Annotated in this window: 17 protein-coding genes; 7 read left to right on the top strand and 10 right to left on the bottom strand. The window is 62.7% G+C overall.

Annotated features, from left to right (window positions below):
• Window positions 1-5: 5 nt before the first annotated feature.
• Window positions 6-968 (top strand): homoserine kinase, encoded by a 963-nt coding sequence (locus NKH42_RS05480; RefSeq protein WP_352505211.1) that lies wholly within the window; start codon window positions 6-8, stop codon window positions 966-968.
• On the top strand, window positions 965-1,504 hold the full coding sequence (gene rnhA / locus NKH42_RS05485) for a ribonuclease HI (protein ID WP_352505210.1): 540 nt from the start codon (window positions 965-967) through the stop codon (window positions 1,502-1,504). Before NKH42_RS05480 ends, rnhA begins: the two co-directional genes overlap by 4 nt.
• An 18-nt stretch (window positions 1,505-1,522) precedes the next feature.
• Here rnhA and NKH42_RS05490 read toward each other — a convergent pair whose 3' ends face one another.
• The 3 genes from NKH42_RS05490 to NKH42_RS05500 all read right to left on the bottom strand — a co-directional run bounded on the left by NKH42_RS05490 (window position 1,523) and on the right by NKH42_RS05500 (window position 3,537).
• Window positions 1,523-2,002: a DUF2938 domain-containing protein gene (locus tag NKH42_RS05490; protein ID WP_352505209.1), complete on the bottom strand. Its 480-nt coding sequence runs from the start codon at window positions 2,000-2,002 to the stop codon at window positions 1,523-1,525.
• A gap of 146 nt (window positions 2,003-2,148) precedes the next feature.
• Entirely contained in the window at window positions 2,149-2,649 is a 501-nt protein-coding gene (locus NKH42_RS05495; RefSeq protein WP_292657494.1) for a peroxiredoxin, read from the bottom strand.
• An 81-nt stretch (window positions 2,650-2,730) separates the two neighbouring features.
• Entirely contained in the window at window positions 2,731-3,537 is an 807-nt protein-coding gene (locus tag NKH42_RS05500; RefSeq protein ID WP_352505208.1) for a protein-disulfide reductase DsbD domain-containing protein, read from the bottom strand.
• A gap of 147 nt (window positions 3,538-3,684) precedes the next feature.
• Here NKH42_RS05500 and NKH42_RS05505 point away from each other — a divergent pair, with 147 nt between their 5' ends.
• Window positions 3,685-4,293, top strand: coding sequence for a YqgE/AlgH family protein (locus NKH42_RS05505; protein WP_254818656.1), 609 nt, complete (start codon window positions 3,685-3,687; stop codon window positions 4,291-4,293).
• A gap of 25 nt (window positions 4,294-4,318) precedes the next feature.
• Here NKH42_RS05505 and NKH42_RS05510 read toward each other — a convergent pair whose 3' ends face one another.
• Genes NKH42_RS05510 through thrC form a run of 4 tightly spaced genes read right to left on the bottom strand, consistent with a single transcriptional unit; the run spans window position 4,319 to window position 10,527 of the window.
• Complete coding sequence (locus NKH42_RS05510; protein ID WP_302895658.1) at window positions 4,319-7,207, bottom strand: EAL domain-containing protein; 2,889 nt, start codon at window positions 7,205-7,207, stop codon at window positions 4,319-4,321.
• Window positions 7,208-7,210: 3 nt separating this feature from the next.
• The gene (locus NKH42_RS05515) at window positions 7,211-7,807 is read right to left on the bottom strand and encodes a GNAT family N-acetyltransferase (RefSeq protein WP_254818464.1); all 597 of its coding nucleotides are present in this window, start codon (window positions 7,805-7,807) and stop codon (window positions 7,211-7,213) included.
• Between the two features lie 15 nt (window positions 7,808-7,822).
• The gene (locus NKH42_RS05520) at window positions 7,823-9,115 is read right to left on the bottom strand and encodes a M16 family metallopeptidase (RefSeq protein ID WP_352973974.1); all 1,293 of its coding nucleotides are present in this window, start codon (window positions 9,113-9,115) and stop codon (window positions 7,823-7,825) included.
• Window positions 9,116-9,129: 14 nt separating this feature from the next.
• A complete protein-coding gene (thrC, locus tag NKH42_RS05525) occupies window positions 9,130-10,527 on the bottom strand; it encodes a threonine synthase (RefSeq protein ID WP_352751050.1) in 1,398 nt (465 codons plus the stop codon).
• Window positions 10,528-10,655: 128 nt separating this feature from the next.
• On the opposite strand from thrC, the gene NKH42_RS05530 reads away from it, so the two are divergent.
• Window positions 10,656-11,354 carry a hypothetical protein gene (locus NKH42_RS05530; RefSeq protein WP_352701597.1) on the top strand — a complete coding sequence of 233 codons (699 nt, stop codon included), beginning with the start codon at window positions 10,656-10,658 and terminating at the stop codon, window positions 11,352-11,354.
• A gap of 37 nt (window positions 11,355-11,391) precedes the next feature.
• On the opposite strand, the gene NKH42_RS05535 is transcribed toward NKH42_RS05530, so the two are convergent.
• Complete coding sequence (locus NKH42_RS05535; RefSeq protein WP_352737050.1) at window positions 11,392-12,081, bottom strand: HAD family hydrolase; 690 nt, start codon at window positions 12,079-12,081, stop codon at window positions 11,392-11,394.
• 181 nt (window positions 12,082-12,262) lie between these two features.
• On the opposite strand from NKH42_RS05535, the gene NKH42_RS05540 reads away from it, so the two are divergent.
• The gene (locus tag NKH42_RS05540) at window positions 12,263-13,396 is read left to right on the top strand and encodes a site-specific DNA-methyltransferase (protein WP_352476683.1); all 1,134 of its coding nucleotides are present in this window, start codon (window positions 12,263-12,265) and stop codon (window positions 13,394-13,396) included.
• Between the two features lie 62 nt (window positions 13,397-13,458).
• Here NKH42_RS05540 and NKH42_RS05545 read toward each other — a convergent pair whose 3' ends face one another.
• Window positions 13,459-14,070: an HAD family hydrolase gene (locus NKH42_RS05545; protein WP_352645940.1), complete on the bottom strand. Its 612-nt coding sequence runs from the start codon at window positions 14,068-14,070 to the stop codon at window positions 13,459-13,461.
• A gap of 11 nt (window positions 14,071-14,081) precedes the next feature.
• Window positions 14,082-15,194: an A/G-specific adenine glycosylase gene (gene mutY, locus NKH42_RS05550; protein ID WP_352737049.1), complete on the bottom strand. Its 1,113-nt coding sequence runs from the start codon at window positions 15,192-15,194 to the stop codon at window positions 14,082-14,084.
• 49 nt (window positions 15,195-15,243) lie between these two features.
• Between mutY and NKH42_RS05555 the strand changes: the two genes are divergently transcribed.
• A complete protein-coding gene (locus tag NKH42_RS05555; protein ID WP_254818472.1) occupies window positions 15,244-15,744 on the top strand; it encodes a DUF721 domain-containing protein in 501 nt (166 codons plus the stop codon).
• Window positions 15,745-15,873: 129 nt separating this feature from the next.
• Entirely contained in the window at window positions 15,874-16,602 is a 729-nt protein-coding gene (locus NKH42_RS05560) for a DsbA family protein (RefSeq protein ID WP_352751048.1), read from the top strand.
• Window positions 16,603-16,692 lie beyond the last annotated feature (90 nt).

Raw genomic sequence — 16,692 nt, forward strand, 5'->3', positions numbered from 1 at the left:
CAACGATGGCGGTCTACACCGACGTCAACGAGGGCGAGCTCGGCGCATTCCTCAGGAACTATCCGGTCGGCGACCTCCTGTCCTACAAGGGCATCGCCGAAGGCACCGAAAACTCGAATTTTCTGCTGCACACCAGCAGCGGCTCCTACATCCTGACGCTTTACGAGAAGCGCGTCGACAAGGCTGACCTGCCGTTCTTTCTCGGCCTCATGGCCCATCTCGCCAGAAAGGGCATTTCTTGTCCGCTCCCGGTCACCGCACATGATGGCAGTGTGATCGGAACACTTGCTGGTCGGCCGGCGGTCATCATCACCTTTCTCGAAGGCCTGTCGCTGCGGCGGCCGACGGCTGCGCATTGCGGCGAGGTCGGCAAGGCACTGGCGGCACTGCATCTGGCCGGCGCGGATTTTCCGATGACCCGCCTCAACGCCCTTGCCATCGATGGCTGGCGCAAGCTGTGGAATGCCGCCCGCGCCCGCGCCGACGAGGTCGAGCCGGGACTGGCGGCCGAGGTCGATGCCGATTTCGCCGATTTCGAGCGGAACTGGCCGAGCGGTCTGCCGCAAGGCATCATCCATGCCGATCTTTTCCCGGACAATGTGTTCTTCCTCGGCGAGAAACTGTCCGGGCTGATCGACTTCTATTTCGCTTGCAACGACCTCTACGCCTATGACGTTGCCACGTGCCTGAACGCCTGGTGCTTCGAGAAGGATTTTTCCTTCAATCTGACCAAGGGCACGGCGCTGCTTGCCGGCTACCAAAGCGTGCGGCCGTTGAGCAGTGACGAGAAAGCTGCGCTGCCGATGCTGGCGCGCGGCTCGGCGCTGCGCTTCATGCTGACCCGGCTCTACGACTGGCTGACGGTTCCGGATGGCGGCATGGTAATGAAACGCGACCCGACCGAGTATATCCGCCGGATGCGCTTCCACCGGGCGATCCACTCTCCTTCCGAATATGGACTGACATGACCAAGCGCGTTGAAATCTTCACCGATGGTGCCTGTTCGGGCAATCCCGGGCCTGGCGGCTGGGGCGCAATCCTGCGCTTCAACCGCGCCATCAAGGAGCTCCATGGTGGCGAGGCTCTGACCACCAACAACCGCATGGAGTTGTTGGCGGCGATCTCGGCGCTCAACGCGCTCAAGGAGCCTTGCGTCGTCGACCTTTATACCGACAGCAACTACGTCAAGGACGGCATTTTCGGTTGGATCGATGGCTGGAAGCGCAACGGCTGGAAGACCGCCGCCCGGCAGCCGGTGAAGAATGCCGAGCTGTGGCAGCAGCTCGACGCGGCGCGCAACCGCCATCAGGTCACCTGGCATTGGGTCAAGGGCCATGCCGGCCATCCTGAGAACGAGCGCGCCGACGAATTGGCGCGGCTCGGCATGGCGCCATTCAAGACGAAGTCGGCGAAACCCGTGCTCGCGTCCGTGCCGCCGAAGGAAGGCACCCGGTCCAGGCAATCGGCGGCCAAGAAGGTTCGGCGCTCGACCCAGAGTTATTGATCCGGTTGAACTGGCGTGTCAGCGGATCAGGAGGGCGGTGCCGAACAGTCCGATGGCAAACACCGTATGCGACACAAGATTGAGGGCGCGGACCTGCATCGGATTGGGCCGCTTCGAAGCGGCCCAGCCAGCACCCATGCCGGGCGCCAGCAGAAACCACCCGGCGCCGACGGTGACGATGCCGAGGATAAAGGCCGGCAGGAAGGTCGGCGCGGTGAGCCAGGCCGTCCCGGCCAGCACGACCAGTATGATGCCGTAGACGATACCGACAGCATAATGAAAGGCCCAGCCAAGTACTGATTCATGTGGGTAGGGCGAGGCCTCGCCAATGTCATCATGGAAGACCTTGCCTTCCCTGAGATGCCAGACCCAGCGGCCGACCAGCCCCCAGTTCGGGCGCGGTTGGGCAAAGGCCTTGTTCAGGAAAATCGCCCAGAAATCCATAAGCGCGGTTGCGCCGATGCCGATCGCGACGCTGCGCCACAAGATGTCAGACATAATCGAGATCCCCAAAAGCAACCAGTCCCGAAAGGCCGACACATGGCCCCGAAACCGGGTCGGCTTTCGGAAGGATCATGCGCCGATGCAAAAGTCAGCGTCCTTTGGACGTTGAGCGCTAGAAGGCGCCCTTTGCCGTGCCTGGCCTAGGCTGTCGCCAGGACGGAAAGCTGTCCGAGAATGTGAGCCGCACCGGACTCGTCGACGCCGGGCTTTGTCTCGACATTGAGTGCGGTGACCTTGCCGTCATCGACGATCATCGAAAAACGCTTCGAGCGCAGCCCCATACCGCCGCTGGAGAGGTCGGCGTCGAGGCCGACCGATTTGGCGAAATCGCCATTGCCGTCGGCAAGATAAAGGATTTTGCCTTCACCGCCGCTGAAGCGGGCCCAAGCCCCCATGACGTGAACATCGTTGACCGAGACAACGGCGATAGTGTCGACGCCGCGCGCCAGGATGGCGTCGTAATTGTCCAGGTAGCCGGGCAGATGATTGTTGCTGCAGGTCGGCGTGAAAGCGCCTGGAACGCCAAACAGCACGACCGTCTTTCCTGAGAATATCTCGCCCGTCGTGATCGGCTTTGCACCGTCGGCGGTCATTGTCTTGAAGGTCGCATCGGGCAGTTTGTCGCCAACGGAGATCGTCATGATGGTCCTCGTTTGGAATGGAAGGGAGTGTCCTTGCGATAGCGAATTAAGGCGCGCCCGGCAACAGTCCAGACGTTGGCATCACGGGAATGGCAACAGGCCTTCGACCGCGCCTGCGGCACTTGTCAGTGTGTAGTGCAGGCCGCCATCGGTTGGCGTTGTCGACGGCCTGTCGAGGATCGGCACAGTAAAGATCAGCTTGCCATCCTTTTCGCTGCGTGCCGGGGCACCGAACATGTAGTCGCGTTCGCCGGCAACGAAGAAGTCGGCGCCCTCGGGGCTGCCCGGAAAGCTCGCTTCGACAATCAGCGTTTCGTGGTCGCCCGGCAGTACGTTTATGCCGAAATCGGGCGTTGCCGTGGCGGGCAGGGTGGCAAGGCCTGCCTTGACCAGTGCCGCATCCTCGGCGTTGTCCGGATCGGCGCCGGGATCGACGGTCAGCCTTGTTTGCACCGGGATGCAGATGGTTTCGCAGATGCCGAGGAAAATGTCCGCATCGATGACGGCCGGCTGGCCGGGCGTGGCAAGCGTGAACGTCACCGGCAACGAAACCGGGTGGTCGTAGCCGGCCCATTTGCCATAGCCGTCGTCATGGCGCTGCGGCGGCGGAAACAAAAGCGTCGCGTCGGCAATGTTGGTGCTGGCCGAGACGTCGATCTGTGGCGGCACGCCCGCATCGCCCGGATCGCGCCAATAGGTTTTCCAGCCGGGCTTCAGCGCAATGTCGAGGACGCCCTGGAGACGTCCGGCCTCGTCGGCTTTGCCGCTCGTCACCAGCCTCACCCTGCCGCCTTCGCTGTTGTACCAGGCCGACGAGGAGGCTGAGGCTGGGAGGCCGGTCGCCGATCCAATGGCCACACCAAGCAGCAGGATTTTCAAGCTTTGCATGACGGTGATTTGATCGTCCGTTGATGGCCGCACAATGATTTCATGACGCGGCCGGCATCATATTTGCGTGACCTTCGATTTACGAGCCTGATCAAATCGAGCGCCGCCCATCTTTTCGAGGCTTCGGAAACGCGTTACGCTGTGGCCATGGATTTGTTGCGCCATAAAAGGACGGCCACAGGCCCCGGCTTTCTCGACGACCAGTTCCTGATCGCCATGCCCGGCATGAAGGACGACCGCTTCACGCGCTCTGTCATCTACATTTGCGCGCACAGCGACGAAGGTGCGATGGGGCTGATCATCAACCAGACGCAGCAGATGCTGTTTCCGGACCTGCTCGTGCAACTTGGCATCATGAATGAGATGGAGGCGATCCGTCTGCCGGCGCCGGCGCGCGACTTTGTCGTGCGCAATGGCGGACCGGTGGATCGCAGCCGCGGCTTCGTCCTGCATTCGGGCGACTACCGGGTGGAATCCTCGCTCGCCGTGTCCGACGACGTCTGCCTGACCGCGACCGTCGACATTTTGCGCGCCATCTCCTCCGGCCGCGGACCCCGGCGGGCGCTGATGGCTCTCGGCTATGCCGGCTGGGGTGCGGGCCAGCTTGAAAACGAGATCGCCGAGAATGGATGGCTGACTTGCCCGGCAAGTGCCGAGCTTCTGTTCGACGCCGACATCGACCGCAAATACGACCGGATCCTTGCCTCGATCGGCATCGATCTCGCGCATCTCAGCCTGGCTGCCGGTCACGCCTGAGCCCTCATCACGTCCCAGAAACTTGTCACGCTTGAGTGAGCGGATACTGTTCCTTCAGCGTCTTCAGCACCTGGTCGCCGGGCATCGGTGCTCCGAACATGAAGCTCTGCACGTATTCGCAGCCCATCTGCCGTAGCTCCAGCGCATCGCTTTCGTCCGAAATCCCTTCGGCAACGACCGACAGGCCGAGCTCATGCGCCATGTTGACCATCGATTTGAGCAGCACCGCGCGTTTCGGCGTCGCGTCGTCGACGAAGCTCTTGTCGATCTTGATGGTGTCGAAAGGAAAGCGCGTCAGATAGGCCAGCGATGAATAGCCGGTGCCGAAATCGTCCAACGACAGGCCGATGCCAAGCTGCTTCAGCTTGGTCAGCACATGGGCGGTCTGCTCGGGATTGTCCATCACCAGCGATTCGGTGAGTTCGAGCCGGAAGCAGCGCGGTTTCAGGTTGGCTCGCGCGATCACCGAGCGGACGTCGCTGACCAGGTCGCGGCGGATGAGCTGACGGCTGGACAGATTGACCGAGACCGACAGCGGCGCATCGCCGATCTGCTTTTGCCATCCGGCCAGGTCTTCGGCAGCCTGCTGCATGGCGAACAGCCCAAGCTGCACGATCAGGCCGCAGTTTTCGGCAACCGGAATGAAATCCGCGGGCGGGATCATGCCGCGCCGCGGATGGTCCCAGCGCAGCAACGCTTCGAAGCCGGCAACGCTGCCGTCCTCGAGCCGCACGATCGGCTGATAGGCAAGCGTGAATTCACGTCGCTCGATGGCGCGGCGCAGGTCGGACTCGAACTGCAGCCGGTCGGTGCCGACCGTGCGGAAGGCGGGCCGGAACGGCTCGATCCTGTCGCCGCCGAAGCGCTTGGCCTGATGCATGGCAAGCTCGGCATCCTTGACCATGTCCTCGGCCGAGGTCTGCGTGGACGTCCAGGTGATCAGCCCGATCGAGGCGGTCAGCACGATCTCGCGCTTGGCGAAGGTGATCGGGTTGTTGATGGCGTGCTTGATGGCATCGGCGATGGCCGCGATGCGAGCCGGATCCTGCTCCGACAAAAGCATCAGCGCGAACTGGTCGCCGGCAAAGCGCGACAGCGAATCCTTCGGCTTGAGCAGCCGGTGCAGCCGCCGCGCTATGGTCAAAAGGATGGTATCGCCGGCCGAGATGCCGAGCCCGTCATTGACCTGCTTGAAGCGATCGATGTCGATGACGAAGACGGTCGGGCGCACCTTCTCTTCGGTGCGGGCGATCGAAATGATCGCCTCCAGCCGGTTCATGAACAGCTCGCGGTTGGGCAAGCCGGTCAGATTGTCGTGCACGGCGTCGTGCAGCAGCCGTTCCTCGGACTTCTTCTGCTCCGTCACATCGACCATGGTGCCGACGCAGCGGATGACCTCGCCGTCCGAGCCGATCACCGGCCGGGCGCGCAGCGCAAACCAGTGATAGTGCCCATCGGCGCCGCGCAGGCGGAAGTTTTGCGACACCCGGCCACGCCGGTGCTCGAGCACCACGTCGAGCGTCGTGCGAAACGTGTCGCGGTCGTCGGCATGCAGCACCGGCAGCCAGTTGCGGGCGGGACCGCCGAGACTGTTGGGAGCAAGGCCGAGCTGAATGCTGACGTCGGGACGAGTGACGACCCGGTCGCGCAGCACGTCCCAGTCCCACACAGTATCGCCCGATCCGGCAACCGCCAGCGCCTGCCGCTCGAGATCGGAGAACAGGCCCTGATGCAGGGCGCCGCCAGCAAAAGCGTGCTGCATCACCGTGAAGCCGATCAGCAGGATGATGAGGATCAGCCCGCCGCCCAGCGCCGGCTGGGCGATATCGTTGTCCAGCATGCCGGTGATCGCCATCCACGATCCGCATAGCCACAGCAGAACCATCACCCAACTGGGCACGAGCATGATGGCGCGGTCGTAACCGCGGATACCGAGGAAGATGATCAGGCCGAGCCCGGTCAGTGCGGTGGCGGCGAAGGACAGCCTGGCAATGCCGGCGGCAACCGCCGGATCGATGATGGCGACGCCGGCGATCAGCACCAGCCCGAGAATCCAGACCAGCGCGCCGTAGCTGAAATGGCCGTGCCACCGGTTGAGGTTGAGATAGGCAAACAGGAACACCACGAAGGTCGCCGCAAGCGCCACCTCCGTTCCGGCGCGCCACATCTGCTCGTTGCCCGGGGATATTTCTATGATCTTGTTAAGAAAGCCGAAATCGACGCAGATATACGCAAGCACCGCCCAGGCAAGGGCCGCCGTCGCCGGAAACATCGAGGTCCCCTTGACGACGAAAAGAATGGTCAGGAACAGCGCCAGCAGGCCGGCGATGCCGATGACGATGCCACGAAACAGCGTGTAGGAATTGACCGAGTCCTTGTAGGATTCAGGATCCCACAGATAGACCTGCGGCAGCTTGGGCGAGGCGAGCTCGGCGATGAAGGTGATCACCGTTCCGGGGTTCAACGTCACCCGGAACACGTCGGCGTCGGGGCTGGTCTGGCGGTCGAGCGCAAAGCCTTCGCTGGGCGTGATCGCAGCGATACGGGTCGAGCCGAGATCCGGCCAAAACAGGCCGGAATTCACCAGCCGGAAATGCGGTGCTACAATCAGCCTGTCGAGCTGCTGGTCGGTGGTGTTAGCGAGCGCGAACACCGCCCAGTCGCCGGTCGAGCGCGCGTCATTGGCCTCGACCTCGATGCGCCGTACGATGCCGTCCGGGCCGGGTGCCGTCGAGACCTGGAAATTCTCGCCTTGGTTGCGGTAGATTGCGACGGCGCCCGAAAGGTCGAGCGCCACGTCGTCGCGGGCGATCTTGATCGGTTCGACCGCAAACGCCGACGATGCCGCGCAGAGCGTGACGATTGCAGCCAGCATAAAGGCAAGCAGCGACCCGTTGCGCAGAAAATTCGTCAAAAATCAGTCCTTTGTTCCAACGCCCGGCGGATCGTCCGCGATTCGGGCGTATAGGTAATGGTCCTGCCAGATACCGTTGATCCTGAGATAGGATCGTAGCAGTCCTTCGCGCCGGAATCCGGCTTTTTCAAGCACGCGGATCGACCGGGCATTATCGGGGATACAGGCAGCTTCGATCCGGTGCAACCGCAGCGTTTCGAAGGCGAAACGCGTCACCACCTTGACGGCATCGGTCATCAGGCCGCGTCCGCTGAAGCGCTCGCCGATCCAGTAGCCGATATGGCCGCTTTGGGCGACCCCGTGGCGGATATTGCCGAGGGTGATACCGCCGGCCAGCTTGCCGCTGCTTTTCTCGAAGATGAAGAAGGCGATCGCCGTCCCCTGCGCGTAGTCCTCGCGGTAGCGGCCGATACGGTGCCGCCACGCCGTGCGGTCGAGCTCGTCAGGCGTCCATCGCGGCTCCCACGGCTCGAGGAAGGCGCGGCTTTCACTGCGCAGCACCGACCACTCGCGATAGTCGTTGGTCAGCGGCACGCGCAGCGTGACCAGCTCGCCCTTCAGTGCCGGCAGGTCGCGGCGAAAGAAAGGGAGCGCGAACACGATGCTCGAATGGGCTTAGACGGCAAGCTTACGGGCAGTGGTCTGCGTGCCCGAAAGCGAATCGAGGATCGCCTCATAGGGCGCGAGCGTACCCACCGGCCCGACAGCTGTAAGCGTCGGCTTGGTCGAAAAAAGCCGGGACGACAGATCCGTCAGCCGCTCGACAGTCAACGCCGACAGGCGCTCCATCAGCTCTTCCTTGGCGATCGGCCTGCCGAACAGAAGCAACTGCCTGGCGATCTGCGAGGCGCGGCTGGCCGGGCTCTCGGCCGACATGATCAGCCCGGCGCGGTACTGGGCACGCGCCCGGTCAAGCTCCTCCTGCAGGATGTTTTCGCCGGCCTTTTGCAGCTCGTCGATGATCACAGGCACCAGCTCGGCAATATCGCTTTGTCCGGTCGCGGCATGGACCCCGAAGACGCCGGTGTCGGAAAAACCCCAATGGAAGGCATAGACCGAATAGCACAGGCCGCGTTTTTCGCGGACTTCCTGGAAAAGTCGCGACGACATGCCGCCGCCCAGGATCATCGACAGGACCTGGGAGGCATAGAAATCGCGGACGTGATAGGCGCGGCCCTCGAAACCCAGCACGATCTGGGCGTCCATCAGGTCGCGGTCCTCGCGAAAATCGCCGCCGACATACTGCGCATATTGCGGGATGGTGCCGTCGGCCTTGCCGCGGAAGCTGCCGAGCCGCTTTTCGACCTCCCGCACGAAATCGTCGTGCTTGATATCGCCGGCCGCCACCATCACCATGTTCTCGGCACCGTACTGTCGCTCGATGAAGTCGTGCAACTGCTTCGAAGTGAAGGATTTGACGGTTTCCGGCGTGCCGAGAATCGAGCGGCCGATAGTCTGGTGGCGAAAGGCGGTCTCGGTAAAGTGATCGAAAACGACGTCGTCGGGCGTATCGTGCGCGGCGCCGATCTCCTGCAAAATCACATGCTGCTCTCGTTCCAACTCCTGCGGATCGAATTCGGAGTCCTGCAGGATGTCGGAAAGAATATCGACCGCCAGCGGCACGTCGTCGCTAAGAACCCTTGCATAATAGGAGGTCGTCTCGACGCTGGTGGCGGCATTGATCTCACCGCCGACGTCCTCGATCTCCGAGGCAATCTCGAAGGCGCTTCGCCGCCTGGTGCCCTTGAAAGCCATGTGCTCGAGCAAGTGCGCCATTCCGTGCTCTTCGTCACGCTCGTTGCGTGCGCCCGACTTGACCCAGGCGCCAAGGGCAACAGATTCGAGGCTTCGAAGGGTTTCGGTGGCGACTGTCAGGCCGTTCGACAGACGGCTTACCTCAACACCCATATGGCAATTACTCCCTAACGCGCCGCCCGCGTGTGGCGGCCGAGATAATCTTCCACCATTTTCAGGTCGGATGGAAGTACCGTGTATTTTTCCTCGGCGCTCATCAACCCGCCTAGCCATGCAGGCAGGGCAGGCGACACGCCGCTGGCGGCTTCGACGGCGGCGGGAAACTTTGCCGGGTGCGCAGTGCCCAGCACCACCATCGGCACCTCACCCGCAGCCTTGCCGGCGGCCACATGCACGGCCGCGGCCGTATGCGGGTCGAGCAGATAGCCGCTCGCCGCTAGTGTGGTGCGGATACTGGCGGCGACCTCGTCCATGGTGGCGCGGCCGGCGTCGAATTCGGAGCGGATCTTGGCGATTTCGCCAGCCTCGATGGTGAAGGCGCCGGACTGCTTGAGCCCGTTCATGTAGCGCCGCACGGTCGAGGCATCGCGGCCGGACGCTTCGAACAGCAAGCGTTCGAAGTTCGAAGACACCTGGATGTCCATCGAGGGCGACGTGGTCGAAAAAACCCCCTTCATGCGGTATTCGCCGGTCGCCAGCGTGCGCGCCAGAATATCGTTGTCGTTGGTGGCGATGATCAGCCGTTCGATCGGCAGCCCCATCTTCTTGGCGGCATAGCCGGCAAAGATGTCGCCGAAATTGCCGGTCGGCACGGTGAAGGAAACCGGTCTGTCGGGCGCGCCGAGCGACAGCGCGGAGGAGAAATAATAGACGATCTGGGCCATGATGCGGGCCCAGTTGATCGAATTGACGCCCGACAGCGATACCCGGTCGCGAAAACCATGGTCGTTGAACATGTCCTTCACCAGGCCCTGGCAGTCATCGAAATTACCTTCGATCGCCAACGCATGGACGTTTGCGGCGGTCGAGGTCGTCATCTGCCGCTGCTGTACCGGCGAGACGCGGCCATGCGGGAAAAGCACGAAGATGTCGGTGCGGTTGCGCCCGGCAAAGGCATCGATGGCGGCCCCTCCGGTGTCGCCGGAGGTGGCGCCGACAATGGTGGCGCGCTGGTCGCGCTCGGCCAGCACATAGTCCATCAGCCGTGCAAGAAGCTGCATCGCCACGTCCTTGAACGCGAGCGTCGGGCCGTGGAAGAGCTCGAGCACGAAGCTGTTCGGCCCGGTCTGCACCAGCGGGCAGACGGCCTCATGGCGGAAGGTCGCATAGGCTTCGCGCACCAGCCGTTCGAACACCGGCGCCGCGATCTCGCCGCCGAGGAACGGCGACAGCACCCGGATGGCAAGATCGGGATAGGCAAGGCCGCGCATGGCGCGGATCTCGGCTGCGGAAAAATGCGGCCAGGCGCTCGGCAGGTAGAGCCCTCCGTCGCGCGCCAGTCCGGCCAGCACGGCGTCGGAAAATCCAAGCGCGGGCGCTTCCCCGCGGGTACTCACATATTGCATCGTTACGTTTCCATTGCTGCCGGGAATTTCGGCCCGCCGCGAGGTGGTGGATTTCTGCGCGGGCTCAGTCGCATTTTTGCCGCGCGGTTGATATACGTCACCGGCTTTGCGAGAGGGAAGTGCAGTTCATGGCGTTTCATTCATTCAACGGTCGTTTTGTCGCGGGTCTGGGGCTCGCCGGCTTTATGCTTGCCGCCGCAGGCTGCCAATCGAGCGACAATGGTATTCTCGGCTTCGGCAAGAAGGACACGACGCCGCCACCGCCACCCGATCCCAAGGTGCTTTCCAGCCAGCTGCAGGCCTATTGCCCGAAAGTGACGTTGCGTGACGGCACCGCTTTCTTCAATACCTACGCCAAGAGCGGTCCGAAGCCGAAGAAAAAAACCGATGTTGCCGCCGAGGAAGCCGCGCAGCCGGCAACGGACGCGGCTGGCGTCGATCAGCCGGACGATTCCGCCAAGATCATCTATCAGGCTTCGATCACCGATGTGACCCGCGACTGCAGCCGCGCCAACGGCTCCTTGTCGATGAAGATAGCCGTCGCCGGCAAGGTCGTGCCTGGCCCGATGTTCACCCCCGGGACCATCACCATGCCGATCCGCATCGCGGTGATGCACGGCACCGAAGTTCTCTATTCGCAGCTTCACTCCTATCAGGTCCAGGTTACCGATCCTTCGAGTGCCACGCAGTTCGTCTTCACCGATTCCAACGTCGTCGTTCCGGAGCCGACGGCGAAGGACTACCAGGCATATGCCGGGTATGACGAGGGCGCTCCGAAAGTAGCGACAGACAAGCCGAGGAAGAAGAAAGCCGCCGCGACCAACTAAGCCGCTGCATTCGCGCCGCGGCGGCTGAGGCGGCCTCTCACGCGTCCGCCGACCATTCCGACAGCGCGGCGATCACGCTTTTCAGTTCCGCCCAGCGGCGGATGACCGTTTCCGCGCCGGCCTCGGTCAGCGCATCGGCGTGGCCGGGATAGCTGTGCGCCGCGCCGGTAAAGCCGATGACGCGCATTCCCGCCGTCTTGGCGCCGGTGACGCCATGCACCGAATCCTCGATGACAAAGGTGTTCGCCGGATCGGCCTTGAGCTTTTCCGCGGCGAACCGAAACACGTCCGGCGCCGGCTTGGTTTTCCCGGTCGGGGTTTCCAGCGAGGAAAAGATCCGGCCGGCAAAGAACGGCAAAAGCTGCACCTTCTCCAGCATGAATTCGATCCGCTCAGAACGCGAATTCGAACAGACGCAGCGCGGCACTGCTACCGCGGCGACAGCTTCGTGCGCTCCGTCGATGGCACGCACGTCGCTGCGCAGCCTGCGATCGACAAGCTGTTCCTCCTTGTCGATCAAGGAGGCCTGGAACGGGATCCGGGACTTTTCCTCGACCCGCATCATGATGTCCTTGAAAATCAGCCCGGCATAGACCTCGGAAATCTCCTCGGCCGATATCTCGTAGCCGGCCGAGGTCAAAAGCTCCGCATCGATACGCGCGGCGATGATTTCGGAATCGACGAGCACGCCGTCGCAATCGAAGATGACAAGATCTGGCTGGGGCATGGTGATCCGGGAAGCGGGATGAGGGGAATGCCGAGAGGGCCTTTGGTCAAAACGGCTCAGGCGGCGCGGCATACACCAACAGGCCGGGCTTCGCAAATTCGGCGTGCTGCTTCACTGAATATTTACGCTGATCGGTAACCATAACGGACAGTAAACAGTAACGCGTGCCTTGGGTGTCACAATGTCTGCCGTGCGTCTTCTCGACGACCTTTCCGATGCTCCCCAGCAATCCGAGTGGCTGGATACGATCCTGAAGGGCGACTGCGTCGCCGCGCTCGAACGGCTGCCGGAAAAGTCGATCGACGTGATCTTTGCCGATCCGCCTTACAATCTGCAGCTCGATGGCGATCTGCACCGGCCCGACCAATCCAAGGTCGATGCCGTCGACGACCATTGGGACCAGTTCGACAGTTTTGAGGCCTACGACGCCTTCACTCGCGCCTGGCTGCTGGCGGCGCGCCGCGTGTTGAAGCCCAACGGCACGATCTGGGTCATCGGCTCCTACCACAATATTTTCAGGGTCGGCGCCAAGATGCAGGACCTGGGCTTCTGGATCCTCAACGACGTCGTCTGGCGCAAGACCAATCCAATGCCCAATTTCCGTGGCCGCCGTTTCCAGAACGCGCATGAGACGATGATCTGGGCATCGCGCGACCAAAAGGGCAAGGGTTACACATTCAACTACGAGGCGCTGAAGGCGTCGAATGACGACATTCAGATGCGTTCCGACTGGCTATTTCCGATCTGCACCGGCGGCGAGCGCCTGAAGAACGACAATGGTGACAAATTACATCCGACGCAGAAGCCGGAAGCGTTGCTTGCCCGCGTCATGACGGCATCGACCAGGCCAGGCGACATCGTGCTCGACCCCTTCTTCGGTTCAGGTACCACCGGGGCTGTGGCCAAGCGGCTTGGCCGCCACTTCGTCGGCATCGAGCGTGAGCAGGCCTATATCGATGCCGCCATGGAACGTATCGATGCGGTCCGGCCGCTGGAAGGCGCCAATTTGACGGTGCTGACCGGCAAGCGGGCTGAGCCGCGCGTCGCATTCGTCACGCTTCTCGACAATGGCTTGGTGGCGCCCGGCGCCACGCTCTACGACGCCAAGAAGCGCTGGGCGGCAAAAGTGCGTGCCGATGGCACGCTGGCGATCGGCGACAGTGCCGGGTCGATCCACAAGATCGGCGCACACGTGCAGGGGCTGGACGCCTGCAACGGATGGACCTTCTGGCATTATGAGCGCAGCGGCGGCCTGACCCCAATCGACGAGCTTCGCCGCATTGCCCGCCTGGGCATGGAGCGGGCAGGGGCCTGAGGCTCCAAGCTGCGACAGATCGGTTATGCCAAGGCCCACCCAACCTCTGGAAGCGATTCAAATCACACTTTGATCCCAAGGCGCTCAAGGTCCGCCCTGAGCGTCTTTGCATCGGTGAACAGCACAGCCTGCCAACCGGCCGCCTTGGCGCCGTCGACATTCTTCTGGCTGTCGTCGATGAACAGCGTGGCTGCCGGATCGAGGCCGAACGCGGCGACGTGGTGATCGTAGATGGCGCGATCCGGCTTGATCTGGCGGATGTCGCCCGACACGGTCACGCCGCGCGGCCTATTGAGGAAATCGAACCGCTCACGGGCCTCGGCAAGCGTATCGGCCGCGAAATTGGTAAGCATCGTCACGTCGTGGCCGCTCTCGATCAGCCCGATCATGATGGCGACGCTGTCCTCATAGGCATGAGGCACCATCTCGTGCCAGTGCCGGCGGAAATTGCGGATGTTTTCGGCATGGTCGGGATACTGAGCGATTGCCAGCGCTTCGGCCTCTTCCCAGCTGCGGCCGCGGTCCTGCTCGATGTTCCAGTCATGCGTGCAGACATTGTCGAAGAACCATTTCCGTTCGTCGGGATCGGGGATCAAGCGGCTGAACGGCAGGTTCGGATCATAGTGGATCAGCACTTTGCCGATGTCGAAAACGATGTGGCGGATTTCGGACATTCTTCTCTCTTTCAATGCGGCCGCTGCTTCTTCGTCGCGCCCGGTATCGCCGCTTCGATTACCTTTTTCATGACGCTCGGCAGCGCCTCCCCGGAAATTTCATGGGCCAGCGACCAGAAATGCCCGGCCGAGGCGGCACTGTCGGTCTCCGCCTTGAACACGTCGAGTTCAAGCGCAAAATGGGTAAAGATATGGCCGATGCGTCCGGCCTGCCGCCAGTCGCCGGGGAACGGGGCTGCCGCCGCCGTGGTGGCGCCATCGATCCGCGCGGTCCAGCCGGTCGTCGGCACTTCGGTCATGCCGCCCAGCAGGCCTTTATCCGCGCGCTTTCGCAAAAGGATGGCGCCGTCGCCCCTGACTGCGACGAAGGCGGCGCCGCGGCGCAAGGGTTTCTCGGCCTTGGGCAGGCGGACCGGAAAGCGCTCGGGATCGCCCGAGATTGTGGCGCTGCAGTCCTGCCTGACGGGGCAGAGCATGCAGCGGGGCCGGCGCGGCGTGCAGATCGTCGCGCCCAGGTCCATCATCGCCTGCGCGAAGTCGCCGGGCCTTGTCGGGGGAACCATGCGTTCGACCTGGCCGCGTATCTCGCCCTTGGCGTCGCCCAGCGGCGTGGCGATCGAATACAGCCGTGAGACGACCCGTTCGACATTGCCGTCGACGACCGCGGCTGGTCGGTCGAAGGCGATCGCCGCGATCGCCGCCGCCGTGTAGGCGCCGATGCCGGGCAGTTCCCTCAAGCCGGACTCGCTGTCCGGAAAGCGGCCGCCTTGCCGCGCGACGAGATCGGCGCAGGCTTTGAGGTTACGGGCGCGGGAATAATAGCCGAGCCCGGCCCAGGCCTTCATGACGTCTTCGGTCGGTGCCGCCGCCAGTGCCTCGACAGTTGGCCATTTCTGCACGAAAGCCCGGAAATAGGATTTTACCGCCTCGACCGTGGTTTGCTGCAGCATCACCTCGGAAAGCCAGACGAGATAGGGATCGGGCTGGGCGCCGCCTGCCAGCGCACGCGGCGGAACGCGCCACGGCAGCTCGCGGTGATGCGCGTCGTACCAGCCAAGCAGCCGGAACGCGATCTCGCCATTGTCTCCGGATACGGCCTTGCGGGTCTGGTCGTGCAGTGCCATTGATCGAGGGTCGGCCTTAGTCCACTGATGCTGAAGCTGGAGAACGCACATGGCAGGGAAAAGGCCCTTCGGCAATCCCGTTCCGGTGAGCGATCTCGCAACCGAGATCCTCGACCCGGTGCTGCGCAAGCGGGCCGGCATGTCGATCGGGCTGGTCCAGTCGTGGGAAGAGATTGCCGGGCCGCGGCTTGCCGGCCGCTCGCGCCCGGAAAAGATCCAGTGGCCGCGCCGCATGCACGAGGACGATCCGTTCGAGCCGGCCGTGCTGGTAATTGCCTGCGAGGGTGTGGCGGCACTGCATCTGCAGCACGAGACCGGCGAGATCATCAACCGGGTCAATGCGTTTCTCGGTTTCAATGCGATCGGCCGGATCAGGATCGTGCAGAAGCCGGTAATGGCGGGCAAGGAAAAGCCGAAACCCAGTTTGCGGCCGCTGACCGTGGCGGAGAAGGCGAAGCTGTCGGGCACTGTCGGTTTGATCGAGGACGACGGGCTGCGCGCCTCGTTGGAGCGCCTTGGCGCCACCATTCTTGGTCAAAAGAAGCCGTGATCTCGCGCTATCGTGATGGTATGCCCGGATTTGGCGATTGGAATAGGGCCGGTAATGCCTTAATTCGCGCCAACTCTCGCTTTTTGTAGCCTTTGCATTGCAAAATCCAACTATTGCCAGGTGATTCGTATGCTTCGTTCCTTGTCCCGCAGACACCTTTTGACTTCGCTGGCCGCAATACCAGCGGCGGCCCTGCTTGCCGCCTGCAGCAACTCGGGCGAGAAAGCCGAGGCGCAGGATGTGAAACCTGCGGCTCCGGCGGAACCTGCGAAGCCGGCCGCTCCGGCCGCCGCCAAAGCGCCTGAAGCTCAGGGCACGGTGGATATGGCAGCCTTGTTGAAGCCCGGCGCGCTGCCCGACATGCAGCTCGGCAAGGATGATGCAAAGGTCACTATCGTCGAATATGCATCGATGACCTGCCCGCATTGCGCGCATTTCGCCGAGACCACTTTTCCGGAGCTGAAGACGAAATATATCGACACCGGCAAAGCCCGTTACATCCTGCGCGAGTTTCCGTTCGATCCCAGCGCCGAGGCCGGTTTCATGCTGGCGCGCTGCTCCAAGGACAACTATTTCCCGATGGTCGACGTTCTGTTCAGGCAGCAGGCCAACTGGGTCGGTGTGAACAATACCAAGGACGCACTGCTGCAAATCGCCAAGCTTGCCGGTTTTACACAGGAGTCCTTCGAGGCCTGCTTGACGGACCAGAAACTTCTGGACGATGTGAGATCCGTCCAGAAGCGCGGCGCCGACGAATTCAAGGTCGATTCCACACCGACCTTTTTCATCAACGGAAAGACCTACAAAGGGGCGATGTCGATTGCGGAAATGTCGGCCATCATCGACCCTCTGCTCTGACGTTTCGGCAGCGCCGAAGCGGCGTCGCTTCGGCGTGCGCACTTCTTTGTTTTGCCGCGGGTTCTTCTTGCAAAACCCCGGAACAGTGTT

It is taken from the genome of Mesorhizobium sp. M1142 (assembly GCF_040318565.1).
Taxonomy (GTDB): domain Bacteria; phylum Pseudomonadota; class Alphaproteobacteria; order Rhizobiales; family Rhizobiaceae; genus Mesorhizobium.

Excerpts from the sequence above, each read along its gene's own strand:
- rnhA (WP_352505210.1), top strand. The coding sequence starts at position 965 with ATGACCAAGCGCGTTGAAATCTTCACCGATGGTGCCTGTTCGGGCAAT.
- NKH42_RS05545 (WP_352645940.1), bottom strand. The coding sequence starts at position 14,070 with ATGTCCGAAATCCGCCACATCGTTTTCGACATCGGCAAAGTGCTGATC.
- NKH42_RS05505 (WP_254818656.1), top strand. The coding sequence starts at position 3,685 with ATGGATTTGTTGCGCCATAAAAGGACGGCCACAGGCCCCGGCTTTCTC.
- NKH42_RS05495 (WP_292657494.1), bottom strand. The coding sequence starts at position 2,649 with ATGACGATCTCCGTTGGCGACAAACTGCCCGATGCGACCTTCAAGACA.
- NKH42_RS05555 (WP_254818472.1), top strand. The coding sequence starts at position 15,244 with ATGGCAGGGAAAAGGCCCTTCGGCAATCCCGTTCCGGTGAGCGATCTC.
- thrC (WP_352751050.1), bottom strand. The coding sequence starts at position 10,527 with ATGCAATATGTGAGTACCCGCGGGGAAGCGCCCGCGCTTGGATTTTCC.
- NKH42_RS05480 (WP_352505211.1), top strand. The coding sequence starts at position 6 with ATGGCGGTCTACACCGACGTCAACGAGGGCGAGCTCGGCGCATTCCTC.
- NKH42_RS05535 (WP_352737050.1), bottom strand. The coding sequence starts at position 12,081 with ATGCCCCAGCCAGATCTTGTCATCTTCGATTGCGACGGCGTGCTCGTC.
- NKH42_RS05500 (WP_352505208.1), bottom strand. The coding sequence starts at position 3,537 with ATGCAAAGCTTGAAAATCCTGCTGCTTGGTGTGGCCATTGGATCGGCG.
- mutY (WP_352737049.1), bottom strand. The coding sequence starts at position 15,194 with ATGGCACTGCACGACCAGACCCGCAAGGCCGTATCCGGAGACAATGGC.
- NKH42_RS05560 (WP_352751048.1), top strand. The coding sequence starts at position 15,874 with ATGCTTCGTTCCTTGTCCCGCAGACACCTTTTGACTTCGCTGGCCGCA.
- NKH42_RS05530 (WP_352701597.1), top strand. The coding sequence starts at position 10,656 with ATGGCGTTTCATTCATTCAACGGTCGTTTTGTCGCGGGTCTGGGGCTC.
- NKH42_RS05520 (WP_352973974.1), bottom strand. The coding sequence starts at position 9,115 with ATGGGTGTTGAGGTAAGCCGTCTGTCGAACGGCCTGACAGTCGCCACC.
- NKH42_RS05490 (WP_352505209.1), bottom strand. The coding sequence starts at position 2,002 with ATGTCTGACATCTTGTGGCGCAGCGTCGCGATCGGCATCGGCGCAACC.
- NKH42_RS05540 (WP_352476683.1), top strand. The coding sequence starts at position 12,263 with ATGTCTGCCGTGCGTCTTCTCGACGACCTTTCCGATGCTCCCCAGCAA.